The organism is Rhodobium gokarnense (assembly GCF_025961475.1).
Classification (GTDB): Bacteria; Pseudomonadota; Alphaproteobacteria; order Rhizobiales; family Rhodobiaceae; genus Rhodobium; species Rhodobium gokarnense.
The window spans coordinates 39,593-52,727 of sequence record NZ_JAOQNS010000011.1 but is presented as its reverse complement, the minus strand read 5'-3'; the positions used below and the strand labels follow the sequence as shown (position 1 = coordinate 52,727).

Here is a 13,135-nt window from a genome sequence, read left to right as displayed (position 1 = left end):
TGGGACCTGAAATAGGTCACCAAGCGCGTCATGTTGCGCATCACAGACCTCACCTACCGGATCGCCGGCCGGATGCTTCTGGACGCCGCCTCGGCGCGGATTCCGGACGGCGCCAAGATCGGCCTCGTCGGCAAGAACGGCACCGGCAAGACGACGCTGTTCCGCCTCGTTGCCGGCGACGTTGCGCCGGAGAGCGGCGAGATCGTGCTGCGCAAGGGCGCGCGCATCGGCGGCGTCGCCCAGGAGGCGCCGGGCGGGCCGGAGCGGCTGATCGACTTCGTTCTCGCCGCCGACACCGAGCGTGCCGCGCTGATGGCGGAGGCCGAGACCGCCACCGACCCGGACCGCATCGCCGACATCCATACGCGGCTTGCCGACATCGATGCCCATGGCGCGGAGGCGCGGGCCGCCACCATCCTTGCCGGCCTCGGTTTCGACGAGGCGGGCCAGCAGCGGCCCTGCTCGGACTTTTCCGGCGGCTGGCGCATGCGCGTGGCGCTCGCCGCGGCGCTGTTCGCCGCGCCCGACCTTTTGCTCCTCGACGAGCCGACCAACTATCTGGACCTGGAAGGCACGCTGTGGCTTGAGGCCTATATCGCGCGCTACCCGCACACGGTCCTGCTCATCAGCCACGACCGGGACCTCCTCAACTCCGCGGTCGACGGTATCCTCCATCTGGAGACCCTGAAGCTCTTTTCCTATCGCGGCGGCTATGACCAGTTCGAGCGCCAGCGCCGCGAAAAGATGCTCCTCAACGAAAAGGCGCGGGAAAAGGCCGAGGCGCAGAAGAAGCACATGGAGGCGTTCGTGGAGCGCTTCCGCTACAAGGCCTCCAAGGCGCGCCAGGCCCAGTCGCGGCTGAAGATGATCGCGAAACTGGAGCCGATCGCGGCGATGGTCGACGACAGCCTGCGTCCGTTCGAGTTCCCCAACCCGGACAAGCAGCTCTCGCCGCCGATCATTGCCATGGAGAACGTCGCCGTCGGCTACGAGCCCGGCAAGGCGATCCTGAAGGGGTTGTCGCTTCGGGTCGACGACGACGACCGCATCGCCCTCCTCGGCCCCAACGGCAACGGCAAGTCGACCTTCGCCAAGCTGATTTCCGGGCGCCTGAAAGAGCAGTCCGGCACCATCACCACGGCGCCGAAGCTGGATGTCGCCTATTTTGCCCAGCACCAGCTCGACGAACTGGTGCCGAGCCAGTCGGCCGTCGACCATGTGCGCGCGCTGATGCCGGAAGCGCCGGAGCCGAAGGTGCGCTCGCGGGTCGCCCGCTTCGGGCTGCCGACCGACCGGATGGAGACGCCCGCCGGCGACCTTTCCGGCGGCGAGAAGGCGCGGCTCCTGCTCGGGCTTGCCACGTTTTCCGGCCCTAATCTGCTGGTGCTCGACGAGCCGACCAACCATCTCGACGTCGATGCGCGCGAAGCCCTCGTCCAGGCGCTCGCCGCCTATTCCGGCGCGGTCCTCATCATCAGCCACGACCGGCACCTGATCGAGTCCTCCGCCGACCGGCTGTGGCTGGTGGCGGACGGGACCGTGAAAGCCTTCGACGGCGACATGGCGGACTACCGTCGCCAGGTGCTGAAGAAGCCCGACAAGGGCGACGCCTCGAAGGGCAACGGCAGCGCCGAGGCAAACGGCGACAAGCTGACCGGCCAGGAAAAGCGCAAGGCCGCGGCCGCCCGCCGGGCAGAGATGGCGCCCCTGAAGCGGGACATCGACCGGCTGGAAAAGGATATCGAAAAACTCAACGCCAAGATCGCCGACCTCGACCGGCGCCTCGCCGACCCGGACCTCTTCGCCAGCGACCCCGACGCCGGCGCCCGCCTCGCCAAGGAACGCTCCGATACGGCCGCCCGCCTTGCGGCGACGGAGGAAACCTGGCTGGAGAAATCGGCGGACTACGAAGAGGCGATGGCAGAGGTTTAGGGGCGGCGGCACCTCGGGCCCGCGTGCAAGCCACGGCCCTCACTTGCCACCCCTGGATCGCTTCGCTGCGCTCGCGATGGCGGCTGAGGTTTGTCACTGCCCTGCCCAACCCCTCCCCGTCATCCCGGCCGGAGCGAAGCGGAGAGCCGGGACCCATTGCCCATCTCCACAAGGTATGCCGTCAAGGGTCCGTAGCAGGCCGTGCTCCAACGCGAGCGCCCCCCCTGCCCGCCAGCGGCATACCGTGTGGAGATGGGCAATGGGTCCCGGGTCAAGCCCGGGATGACGACTGAGTGAGCGGCAGGTGACCGCATTTGAGCTCCAACGCCGTCCGACGGCGAAGGCTGATATATAACATTAGAAAAATTATTTATTATTCTGTTTTTATTTCTCTTTCCGATATTCCGCAATCGTGTGCGGAATGCTCTTGTCGGGCCGCGTGATCACATAATCCTCGGACCAGACGCGCCTTAAACCGAGCTCCTCGAAGCGGGCGAGTTCCGACGGTGTCAAGGGCACCGGCGGGCCCACCGGGGCGGCGTCCTCCGGCCTCGTGCGGGCGATCACCAGGAGCCGGCCGCCGGGGGCGACGAGATCGACGACGGCGGCAAAGGCCGCCTCGCGCAGGTCATCCTGGAACGACTGGATGGTGTAGCACTCGTGGACGAGATCGAAGGCGCCGACCCATTCCGCCGGCGGATCGAACAGGTCGGCGAGCCGGAAGTGGACGCCGGCCCCGGGGAACCGCTCCCGCGCCCAGGAGATCGCGTGCTCGGCGAAATCGAAGCCAACGGTCTCAAAGCCGGCATCGGCGAGGGCCACGGCATTGTCGCCAAGGCCGCAGGCGACGTCGACGGCGCGGCCCTGCCGCTCGCCTTCCGGCAGGCGGGACAGCCAGTCGGCAAGCGCCGGCTTGGGCTGCAATTCGGCCCACGGCACAGCCGCCGGATCGTGGTGGGCGCCCTCATAGACCGCCTCGAAGAAGGCGTGGCGCTCGTCGATTGTCCTGCCGTCCTGGGCCTCGTGGGACAGCCGGTCCCGGGCAGCAGAACGGCGGGCTTCGAAATCGTCGCTCATGCCTTCTTCTCCCAGCGCCCGCTTTCGGACTGTTGCCAGTAGGTGAGGTCGAAGTCGGCGGCCTTCACCGCCTTCCAGCGCGCGCGCGCGTCGGCCAATTCGTCGGCGTCGCGGCCGTCGAAGACGAAGACGGCACGCTCGTAAGCGGCAAGATCCGGCGGATCGGCGCGGTCGACGAGAAAACGCACCGTGGCGCCGTTCGGATTGTCAGGCGCATCGGTGAGGTAGACCGGCTGGTCGGCGTCGAAGCCGTCGCCGGAGCTGCCGTGCGGCAAAAAACTGTCGTCGCGATAGTCCCAGAGCCGCTGGTTCAGCGCCTCGCAGCGCTCGCGCGAGCCAGTCTGCACCACGGTGCGCCAGCCGCGTTCCAGGCATTTCTCCAGGAGGCCGGGGAGCACGTCGTCGAGCCCCCGGCGCTCCAGATGGTAGAACAGCACCTCGGTCATCGGCGCACCGGCGTCCGCCCCGCCCTATTCGTAGTTCTCGGCGATCAGCCGGTCGAGCAGGCGGACGCCGAAGCCGGAGGCCCAGCCCTGGCTGATGTCGCTCTTGGGCGAGCCCATGGCCGTGCCGGCGACGTCGAGATGGGCCCAGGGCACGTCGTTGACGAAGCGCTGCAGGAACTGCGCCGCCGTGATCGAGCCGGCCCAGCGGCCGCCGGTGTTCTTCATGTCGGCGTTCTTGGTGTCGATCAGCTTGTCGTATTCCTTGCCGAGCGGCATCCGCCAGAGCTTCTCGCCGGTGGTCTCGCCGGCCGAGGAGAGCGCCGCGGCGAGGTCGTCGTCGTTGGAAAAGAGCCCGGCGCGCTCGTGGCCGAGGGCGACGATGCAAGCGCCTGTCAGCGTTGCCAGATTGACCATGAAGCGCGGTTTGAAGCGGTCCTGGCAGTACCAGAGCGCATCGGCGAGCACGAGCCGGCCTTCCGCGTCGGTGTTGATGACCTCGATGGTCTGGCCCGACATGGAAGTGACGATGTCGCCCGGCCGCTGGGCAAGGCCGTCCGGCATGTTTTCCACGAGGCCGATAACGCCGACGACGTTGACCTTGGCCTTGCGCGCGGCAACGGCATGCATCAGGCCGGTGACGGCGGCGGCGCCGCCCATGTCGCCCTTCATGTCCTCCATGCCGCCGGCCGGCTTGATGGAAATGCCGCCGGTGTCGAAGACGACGCCCTTGCCGATGAAGGCGACCGGGGCGTCCTTGGCCTTGCCGCCGTTCCAGCGCATGATCGCCATGCGGGCCGGGCGGGCCGAGCCCTGGGCAACGCCGAGAAGCGCGCCCATCTTCAGCTTCTTCATGTCCTTGTCGGTGAGGATCTCCACCTCAACGCCGAGCTTTTCCAGCTTCTTGGCGCGTTTGGCGAAGTCCTCCGGGCCGAGCACATTGGCCGGCTCGTTGACGAGGTCGCGGGCAAGGATGGTGCCGTCGGTCACCGCGTCGAGCATTCCCCAGGCCTTCTTGGCCTTGCGGGTGTCCTCCACCAGCACCTGGACCTTGGCGAGCGGCTTGGCGCCGTCGTCGTCCTTCTTGGTCATGTAGGCGTCGAACTTGTAGGCCCTCAGCTTCATGCCGGCGGCAATGGCCGCTCCGGCATCCGTCGCGATTTCCTTGCCCGTCGGCGCCTCGACCACGATGTCGGCGGCCTCGGCCCCGAGCGTCGAGAGCTTGGCGAAAATGACGCCGCCGAGCTTCATCCAGTCCTGCTCGTCCGGCACTTCGTCCAGCTTGCCGAGCCCGACGACGACGATGCGGTCGAGGGCCAGCCCCGACGGCGCAACCAGGTCAAGCGTGCTGCGGGCCTTGCCCTTGAAATCCGCCGCCTTGAAGGCGCGGGCGATCTGGCCGTCGCTTGCCGAATCGAGTTCGGCGCCGATCGAGCCGAGGGAAAGCGCATCGTCGGTGAAAACGACCGCGACGCCGGCTTTCGGCGCGGCCAGTTTGGAAAAGGAGAAGCTGGGGAGTTTTGCCATGGTATCGCTCAAAAAGGAGGGCTGTTGGTGGCCGGCGGAACACCGGCCCGAAGAGGCAAAGATGGCGCGCCGCGGCGCCAACGGCAAGTCGCGGACACGAATCGGCCTTGCTGCCGTCCTAACCGGGCTTCATGGATACGAGGAATAGGCGCCTTTTGCTCCCAAGCTTTCGGACACTGCCGCCCGGCATTTGCCGCGAAAACGATGCGGGAACGCCACAGGAGGCGGCGAAGCGGCGGAGGCAGCGGCGGAAAGACCTGATTAACCTTACATTTTCGCATCCTATTAGCCATTCTTGGGCAACAATCCTGGCGGACGGTGAGACCGGCCGCGGTGCGGCAACAAGGGGAAGGCTTCCGGACCGGCAACGGCCGGCCTCCGGACACGGTGCATGAGGGTACTTGAGCGTTACGTCCTGTGGCGGCTGACGATCGCCTTCGTCGGAACGACGGTCTCGCTTGCCGGCGTCGTCTGGACGACTCAGGCGCTGCGGCAGTTCAACCTCGTCACCGTTAAGGGACAGACCCTCTGGGTGTTCCTAGAAATCACCGTGCTCGCCCTGCCCCTGCTTCTGCTCCTGATCATGCCGTTTGCGCTCGCCATCGCCATGGTCGTCGTCCTCAACCAGATGAACGGCGACAGCGAGCTGGTCGTCATCAACGCCACCGGCGCCCCGCCCTCCGTGCTGCTGCGTCCGTTCGTGATTCTCGCCGTGGTCGTCAGCCTGACGGCGGCAGCGCTGTCGACGGTGATCGCGCCGGCCGGGATGCGGTTGCTGCGCACCGAACTGACCAAGGTGCGCGCGGACCTCGTCGCCAACATCGTCAAGCCGGGACGGTTCATCGAGATCGAGGACGGCCTCACCTTCCACATCCGCGACCGGGTCGGCGACGGCTCGTTGAAGGGCATCCTGCTCGACGACCGGCGCGAGGCCGACGAGGCCTTCACCTATCTCGCCGAACGCGGCCAGATCCTGGAAGCGTTCGGGCGCACCGTGATCGTCATGAACGACGGCACCATCCAACGCCGCACCGCCGATGGCGACCTCTCCGTCGTCGAGTTCGAGGCCTACGGGTTCGATCTCACCAATCTGACGACCGAGGACCGGGACCCGGTCTACAAGGCGAGCGAGCGGCCGCTGTCGGAGTTGCTCGCGCCGGACACGAGCGATGCCTATGTGGCCAAGAATCTCGGCCGCATGCGCAGCGACCTGCACGACCGCCTGTCCCAGCCCCTCTACCCGATCGCCTTTGCGCTGATCGCGTTCCTGTTTCTCGGCGAGGCGCGCACGACCCGCCAGAGCCGCGGCGTCGGCGTCGCCATGATCCTGACGATCTGCCTCCTCCTGCGCCTCCTCGGGTTCTTCAGCGCCAACCTCGCCGTGCGCTCGGCGCTGGCGGTTCCGTTCGTCTATCTGGTGCCGATATCGGCGGCGGCCGTCGCCTATGTCTACATCGCCACGGAGACCCGGCCGGTCCTGCCGCGTGTCCTGAGCCGGCTCGGCGATCTGCTCTACGAGGCAACGGCGCGCCTCGCCCGCCGGTTCTCCGCCAGCCCGTCGGCGCGGGGGTGACGGCGATGATGATGGTTGGCCCGACGCTGCTGCGCTATTTCTCCCTGCGGTTCGCCAAGTGGATCGTCGGCCTCTTCCTCCTCGTCACCCTTTTGATCTTCATGGCCGACTTCCTGGAGGTCGTGCGCCGGACCGCCGACAAGGAGGCCTTCACGCTGTGGCGGGCGCTCGCCATGTCCGCCTTCCGCGTGCCCTCCCTCGTGGAACAGGCGATCCCGTTTGCGACGCTGTTCGGGGCGATCGCCGCCTTCGTCGGCCTGTCGCGGCGGCTTGAGCTGGTGATCTCGCGCGCGGCCGGCATCTCGGTGTGGCAGTTCACCGCGCCGGCGCTGATCACCGTGCTGGTCATCGGCCTTTTCAGCGTCGCCGTCTTCAACCCGATCTCGGCGATGCTGAAGGAGCGCTCCGACGAGATCGGCATCCTGTTGTTCGGCAACGAGCAGCGGGTGGTGCTGCAGACCACCGGGGCGGTCTGGCTGCGCCAGAGCGGGACCGACGGCGAATCGGTGCTGCACGCCGAATACGCCCTCAAGCAGGGCACCCATCTGGTCGGCGTCACCGTCTACACCTTCAATGACAAGGGCCACTACCTGCAGCGCATCGACGCCAAGGACGCGTTTCTGGGCGAAGGACGATGGGATATGAAGGACGCGACGGTGCATCGGCTCGGCGCCGATCCGGTCAGCTACAAGTCCTATATCCTGTCGACCTATCTCGACCCGGCGCAGGTCCGCCAGAGCCTCACCAAGCCCGACACGATCTCGGTCTGGGAGCTGCCCGCCTTCATCCGGCTGGCCCAGAACGCGGGTCTGCCCGCATACCAATATCGGTTGCAATATCAAATGCTTCTCGCCAGGCCGCTGCTTCTTGTCGCAATGGTCCTGGTGGCCGCAACGGTATCGCTCGGCTTCACCCGGTCAGGGGGAGTTGGACGCCTGATTCTAGGTGGAATCGTTGCGGGCTTCGTGCTTTATGTGGTGACGGAATTCGCCAAGGGCCTCGGCGGTGCGGGAATCGTGCCGCCGAGCGTTGCCGCGTGGACGCCGGGAATGATCGCCACCTTGTTGGGTTTTACTGTGTTGCTGTATCGGGAGGACGGTTGATCACTAGGGCATCCGGACACGGCGCAATGGGGAGCGTGGGACGGCGTATGTCGCGCCTGCGAACCCTTTTGCTCGCCTCCGTGGCCCTGATCTCGGCCGCCGCCCTGCCCGTCTCCGTCACCCTTGCCCAGGTCTCGACGATCCAGGAATTCATCGACAAGCCGTCCGATGCGGAGGTCGCCAGCGACATGCTGGTGGAGGCCGACGAGCTGATCTACGACTTCGACAACGACCGGGTCAGCGCCGTCGGCAACGTCCAGATCTACTATCGCGGCTTCACGCTGGAAGCCGGCCGCGTCACCCTCGACCGCCGCACCAACCGGCTGATCGCGGAAGGCGGCGCCCGCCTCGTGGAGCCGACCGGCAACACCATCGAGGCCGAAACCATCAACCTCAACGACAGCTTCCGCGACGGCTTCATCAGTTCGCTGCGCGTGCGCACCATCGAGCGCACCTGCTTTGCCGCCGAAAAGGCGACGCGAAGCGAGGGCGAGACGACCGTCTTTGAGGACGGCATCTACACCGCCTATCCGGAATGCGTCGGCAAGGACGGCAAGCCGCCGCTGTGGCGGATCAAGGCCAAGAAGATCATCCACAAGCAGTCGGAAAAGATGGTCTATTACGAGGGCGCCCGGCTGGAGTTCTGGGGCACCCCGATCGCCTATCTGCCGTTCCTGTCGCATCCCGACCCGTCGGTGAAGCAAAAGAGCGGCCTCCTGGTGCCGAGCTACGTCCATTCCGACGAACTCGGCTTCGGCGTCACCATCCCCTATCATTACGTCATCGCGCCCAACATGGACGTGACGTTTGCCGCCACGCCGCTGTGGCGGCAGGGCCTGTTCGTCCAGGGCGAATGGCGGCACCGCACCCTCAACGGCATGTACTCCGTCAATGCGGCGGGCATCCGCCAGCGCGACCCCGGCGCCTTTTCCGGCACCAGCGGCGACCGCGATTTCCGCGGCTCGGTGCGCACCCTCGGCGAGTTCAACATCAATCCGCGCTGGAAGTGGGGCTGGGACGTCACCGCCGTCACCGACCGCGGCTTCATCAAGGACTACAGCCGGGAGAACAAGAACGACGACGAGGCGGTCTCCTCGCTCTATCTGCGCGGCATCGGCGGGCGCTCCTATTTCGACCTCAGCACCTACAAGTTCCAGGTCTTCCAGGAGGAAGGCACCGGCCGCAACGGGCGCACCGGCAAGAATTGGCGCAACCCGGCGGCCTTTTCCCAGCCCTGGCGCGACCTGCAGGACAAGCAGCCGGTGGTCCATCCGGTGCTCGACTATTCGACCGTCTTCGGCAAGCCGGTGGCCGGCGGCGAGCTGAAGCTCGGCGCCAACCTGACGAGCCTGACCCGCGACACGACGGACGCCTATACGGTGCTGAAAAAGTCGGGCGGGCGCCTGACCCGGTTCCGCGGCGTCTCCGGCACCTTCACCCGCACCACGGTGGAGGCCGAATGGCGGCGCGAGATCATCGAGCCGACCATGGGCCACGTGGTGACCCCGTTCATCGCCTTCCAGGGCGATATGTTCAACCTGTCGAACGCCGACCACAATGTGCGCCGCCACACCAGGGCGACGGCACTGACCAATCCGGCGGTCGAGCCGTTCAGCAACGACGACGCCGTGTTCCGCGCCATGCCGGCGGTCGGCCTCGACTACCGCTGGCCGTTCCTGATCAGCAGCGACTGGGGCAACCAGGTGATCAGCCCGCGGGCCCAGATCGTCAGCCGGCCGGATGAGACGAGCATCGGCAAGCTGCCGAACGAGGACGCCCAGAGCCTCGTCTTCGACGACACCACCCTGTTCGACCGCGACAAGTTCTCCGGCTTCGATCGGACCGAGGGCGGCACCCGGGCCAATGTCGGCCTGGAATACAACATCCACGCCAAGGACGGCGGCTACATCTCCATGCTCGCCGGCCAGTCCTTCCATCTCGCCGGGCGAAATTCCTACGCCGCGCCGGACATCCTCAATACGGGCGCCGAATCCGGCCTGCAGGGCGACCAGTCGGACTATGTCGGCCGCATCTATCTCGATACCTCGCGCGGCCTCCTCATCGGCGCCCGCGGCCGCTTCGACAAGGACGACCTCGATCCGGCACGCACGGAGCTGCAGGCAACGGCCTTCGCCGGTCCGGTGGTCAGCACGGTCACCTATGCCTATCTGCGCCAGCAGCCCGAATCGGGCATCCTCGACGACCGCGAGGAAATACAAAACGCGACCAACCTCCGGGTGGCAGAAAACTGGCGCCTGTTCGGTGCCCTGCGCTATGATCTGAACAACCGGACCCTGGTCAGCGACGGCGCCGGCATCGCCTATGACGACGAGGGCTTTTCTATGTCGCTCGCCTATGCCCAGGACCGCAGCCGCTATGATGGCGATCCCGTCGACCGGACGATCTTCTTCCGCTTCGGATTGCGGACCATCGGCGACGGGCAGGTCAGCACCGACACGCTGGACTGACCGCAGCGCTGCGTCAGCGGTGCCGGGCCGGAATCCGGGGCTTTTTCGCCCTTGTCCTGCCCAAAAGACATACTAGGACAAGAACGAGAATGAGCATTTTCGGAGGAACCGAACCCATGACGACCCGCTTTCCGGGCATCCGTTCGCTCGGGACCGTGACGATCGCCGCAATGGTTCTGGCATCCGCCGCCGTCTTCGCCGGCCCCATCGGCGCGGCTGCGCAGTCGACGATCCGGGTGATCGTCAACGACACCGTCATCACCAGCCACGAGATCGAGCAGCGTGCACGCCTTTTGCGGCTGATCACCCGCAAGAGCCTCGGCACCGCACGTGCCCTTGCCAGGGAAGAGCTGATCGACGAGGCCCTGCAGCTTCAGGAGGCCAAGCGCCGCGGCTACGAGGTCGAAGACGAGCGCGTCGAGGCGGCCTATGCCTCGATCGGCCGCGGCGTCAAGCTGTCGCCGAAGCAGCTCACCGCCGTGCTGCGCCGGTCCGGCATCACCCCGAAGACGCTGAAGACGCGCCTCAAGGCCCAGATCGGCTGGAGCCAGCTCGTGCAGGGCCGCGCCCGCTCGACGGTCAACATCCCCGAGCAGGAGATCATCAGCGCCCTGAAGGAGAAGAACCCGGACGAAGTGCGCGAGATCACCTACCAGTACGACCTCTATCAGGTCATCTATGTGGTGCCGTCGAACGCCTCCAACAGCTTCAAGGCCCAGCAGCACCGCGCCGCCAACAGCACGCGGGCGAGCTTCCGCTCCTGCTCCAGCGATCTCGGCGGGCTGCGCGGCAAGAAGGACATCGTCGTCAAACGCATCGGCATCCGGCTGGAAAGCGAGATCCGCGGCGAGCAGCGCGAACGGCTGAACGAGACCGATGTCGGCCGGCTCAGCAAGCCGCAGGAGATCGGCTCGGGCTACGAAATGATCGCCGTGTGCGACCGCAAGGAACTGAAGAGCAACGCGGCCGAGCGCAGCCTGATCGAGGACAAGCTGAAGGACGAGGAAAGCGACCTCCTTGCCCGGCAATATATCCGCGAACTGCGCAACAACGCCGTCATCATCGAAAAATAGGCCATGACCACGACCTTTGACGCCGCCATGCCGCCGCTTGCCCTGACCATGGGCGAGCCGGCCGGCGTCGGCCTCGACATCACGCTGATGGCCTGGGCCGCCCGCCGCCAGCGCGCCGTGCCGCCGTTTTACCTTTTGGCCGGCTTCGACGCCATCCGCCGCCGTGCCGACAGGCTCGGCCTCGACGTGCCGGTGCGCGAAACGACGCCCGAGGACGCCGCCATGGTGTTCAATGAGGCGCTGCCCGTTGTCCAGCTGGAAGCGGCCGTGAAGGCGGAACCGGGCGCGCCCGATCCGGGCGATGCGCCCGCCGTCATCGAGGCGATCGAGCGCGCGGTGAAGGATTGCCGGGCAGGCCTTGCCAGCGCCGTCGTCACCAATCCGATCCACAAGAAGACCCTTTACGACGCCGGCTTCATCCATCCCGGCCATACCGAGTTCCTCGGCGTCCTCGCCGATATCTGGGATGGCGGGCCGTGGAGCCCGGTGATGATGCTGGCAGGTCCCGAACTGCGCACCGTGCCGATCACCGTCCATGTGCCGCTCGCCAGGGTGCCGGAGGTGCTGACGACGAAGCTGATCACCGATATCGGCGAGAAGGTCGCCAACGAGCTGATCCGCCGGTTTTCCATCGCCGCCCCGAGGATCGCGGTCGCCGGCCTCAACCCCCATGCGGGCGAATCCGGCTCTATCGGGACGGAAGAAGCGGACATCATCGCACCGGCGATCGCCAATCTGGTCAGGAAGCGCATCAACGCCGTCGGGCCGCTCTCCGCCGATACCCTGTTCCATCCGGAGGCAAGGCGCGGCTATGATGCGGTGCTGGCCATGTACCACGACCAGGCGCTGATCCCGGTCAAGACGATCGCCTTCGACGAGACCGTCAACGTCACCCTCGGGCTGCCCTTCGTGCGCACCTCGCCGGACCACGGCACCGCCTTTGACATCGCCGGTACCGGTAAGGCGCGGGCGCTCAGCCTGACGCGGTCGCTGAGGCTTGCCGGGCGCCTTGCCCGGGCCGATGCGCGCGCGCCTGCCTGATGGGGCAGATCGACGACCTGCCGCCGCTGCGCGAGGTCATCCGTGCCCACGACCTCGGCGCCCGCAAGTCGCTCGGCCAGAATTTCCTGCTCGATCTTAACCTGACGTCCCGGATTGCCCGCGCCGCGGGCCCGCTTGAGGACGTCACCGCCGTCGAGGTCGGCCCCGGCCCCGGCGGCCTGACCCGGGCGCTGCTTGCCGAAGGCGCGAAACGGGTGCTGGCGGTGGAGCGCGACGAGCGCTGCCTGCCGGCGCTTGCCGAGATCTCCGCCGCCTATCCGGACCGGCTTCAGGTGCTCGCCGAGGACGCCCTCAAGGTCGACTGGAAGGCGCATCTCAACGGGCCGGCGGTCCTCGTCGCCAACCTTCCCTACAATATCGCGACCCCGCTCTTCATCGGCTGGCTGCAGTCCGAGACCTGGCCGCCCTTCTGGCGCTCCGCGACGCTGATGTTCCAGCGCGAGGTGGCCGAGCGCATCGTCGCTGCCCCCGGCAGCAAGACCTACGGCCGACTGTCGGTCATGGCCGGCTGGCGTACCGAGGCGCGGCTTCTCTTCGACATCCCGGCGCGCGCCTTCACCCCGCCGCCGAAGGTCGTCTCCTCGGTGGTCCATCTCGTCCCGCGGTCCGATGCCGAGGACGTGTCGCCGAAGCTCCTGGAACGGGTGACGGCCGCCGCCTTCGGCCAGCGCCGCAAGATGCTGCGCTCCAGCCTCAAGTCCCTTGCCGCCGATGCCGCGGGCCTGATCGCCGCGGCCGGCCTCGATCCGACGGCGCGGGCGGAGGAGATTCCCGTTGCCGGCTTCATCGCCCTTGCAAGAGCCCTTGAAAAGGAGGGAGCCGGCGGGCTCAATACGGCAACGCCATAACGGTCCAAGAAACAACGGGGCTCAGAGGG

The 13,135-nt window shown here is 66.8% G+C and carries 10 protein-coding genes; 7 read left to right on the top strand and 3 right to left on the bottom strand.

The genetic code is table 11. The features are described 5' to 3' along the window. Positions 1-30 precede the first annotated feature (30 nt). A complete protein-coding gene (locus M2319_RS17535) occupies positions 31-1,932 on the top strand; it encodes an ABC-F family ATP-binding cassette domain-containing protein (RefSeq protein WP_264602763.1) in 1,902 nt (633 codons plus the stop codon). A 384-nt stretch (positions 1,933-2,316) separates the two neighbouring features. On the opposite strand, the gene M2319_RS17530 is transcribed toward M2319_RS17535, so the two are convergent. Genes M2319_RS17530 through M2319_RS17520 form a run of 3 tightly spaced genes read right to left on the bottom strand, consistent with a single transcriptional unit; the run spans position 2,317 to position 4,979 of the window. Further along, positions 2,317-3,009: a class I SAM-dependent methyltransferase gene (locus M2319_RS17530; RefSeq protein WP_264602762.1), complete on the bottom strand. Its 693-nt coding sequence runs from the start codon at positions 3,007-3,009 to the stop codon at positions 2,317-2,319. Further along, entirely contained in the window at positions 3,006-3,455 is a 450-nt protein-coding gene (locus M2319_RS17525; protein ID WP_264602761.1) for a DNA polymerase III subunit chi, read from the bottom strand. The genes M2319_RS17530 and M2319_RS17525 overlap by 4 nt, the downstream gene beginning before the upstream one ends. 24 nt (positions 3,456-3,479) lie before the next feature. After that, positions 3,480-4,979, bottom strand: a complete 1,500-nt coding sequence (locus M2319_RS17520; RefSeq protein WP_264602760.1) for a leucyl aminopeptidase — start codon at positions 4,977-4,979, stop codon at positions 3,480-3,482. Between the two features lie 391 nt (positions 4,980-5,370). Here M2319_RS17520 and lptF point away from each other — a divergent pair, with 391 nt between their 5' ends. The 6 genes from lptF (at position 5,371) to rsmA (ending at position 13,106) form a co-directional block, all read left to right on the top strand. After that, the gene (gene lptF / locus M2319_RS17515; RefSeq protein ID WP_264602759.1) at positions 5,371-6,552 is read left to right on the top strand and encodes an LPS export ABC transporter permease LptF; all 1,182 of its coding nucleotides are present in this window, start codon (positions 5,371-5,373) and stop codon (positions 6,550-6,552) included. Positions 6,553-6,557: 5 nt separating this feature from the next. Then, entirely contained in the window at positions 6,558-7,655 is a 1,098-nt protein-coding gene (lptG, locus tag M2319_RS17510; protein ID WP_319801795.1) for an LPS export ABC transporter permease LptG, read from the top strand. A 47-nt stretch (positions 7,656-7,702) separates the two neighbouring features. Next, a complete protein-coding gene (locus M2319_RS17505) occupies positions 7,703-10,123 on the top strand; it encodes an LPS-assembly protein LptD (protein WP_264602758.1) in 2,421 nt (806 codons plus the stop codon). A 116-nt stretch (positions 10,124-10,239) separates the two neighbouring features. After that, a complete protein-coding gene (locus M2319_RS17500) occupies positions 10,240-11,196 on the top strand; it encodes a SurA N-terminal domain-containing protein (protein WP_264602757.1) in 957 nt (318 codons plus the stop codon). Between the two features lie 3 nt (positions 11,197-11,199). Then, positions 11,200-12,237, top strand: a complete 1,038-nt coding sequence (gene pdxA / locus M2319_RS17495; protein WP_264602756.1) for a 4-hydroxythreonine-4-phosphate dehydrogenase PdxA — start codon at positions 11,200-11,202, stop codon at positions 12,235-12,237. Next, complete coding sequence (gene rsmA / locus M2319_RS17490) at positions 12,237-13,106, top strand: 16S rRNA (adenine(1518)-N(6)/adenine(1519)-N(6))-dimethyltransferase RsmA (protein ID WP_264602755.1); 870 nt, start codon at positions 12,237-12,239, stop codon at positions 13,104-13,106. The genes pdxA and rsmA overlap by 1 nt, the downstream gene beginning before the upstream one ends. Positions 13,107-13,135 lie beyond the last annotated feature (29 nt).

Excerpts from the sequence above, each read along its gene's own strand:
- M2319_RS17535 (WP_264602763.1), top strand. The coding sequence starts at position 31 with ATGTTGCGCATCACAGACCTCACCTACCGGATCGCCGGCCGGATGCTT.
- M2319_RS17530 (WP_264602762.1), bottom strand. The coding sequence starts at position 3,009 with ATGAGCGACGATTTCGAAGCCCGCCGTTCTGCTGCCCGGGACCGGCTG.
- M2319_RS17525 (WP_264602761.1), bottom strand. The coding sequence starts at position 3,455 with ATGACCGAGGTGCTGTTCTACCATCTGGAGCGCCGGGGGCTCGACGAC.
- M2319_RS17520 (WP_264602760.1), bottom strand. The coding sequence starts at position 4,979 with ATGGCAAAACTCCCCAGCTTCTCCTTTTCCAAACTGGCCGCGCCGAAA.
- lptF (WP_264602759.1), top strand. The coding sequence starts at position 5,371 with ATGAGGGTACTTGAGCGTTACGTCCTGTGGCGGCTGACGATCGCCTTC.
- lptG (WP_319801795.1), top strand. The coding sequence starts at position 6,558 with ATGATGATGGTTGGCCCGACGCTGCTGCGCTATTTCTCCCTGCGGTTC.
- M2319_RS17505 (WP_264602758.1), top strand. The coding sequence starts at position 7,703 with ATGTCGCGCCTGCGAACCCTTTTGCTCGCCTCCGTGGCCCTGATCTCG.
- M2319_RS17500 (WP_264602757.1), top strand. The coding sequence starts at position 10,240 with ATGACGACCCGCTTTCCGGGCATCCGTTCGCTCGGGACCGTGACGATC.
- pdxA (WP_264602756.1), top strand. The coding sequence starts at position 11,200 with ATGACCACGACCTTTGACGCCGCCATGCCGCCGCTTGCCCTGACCATG.
- rsmA (WP_264602755.1), top strand. The coding sequence starts at position 12,237 with ATGGGGCAGATCGACGACCTGCCGCCGCTGCGCGAGGTCATCCGTGCC.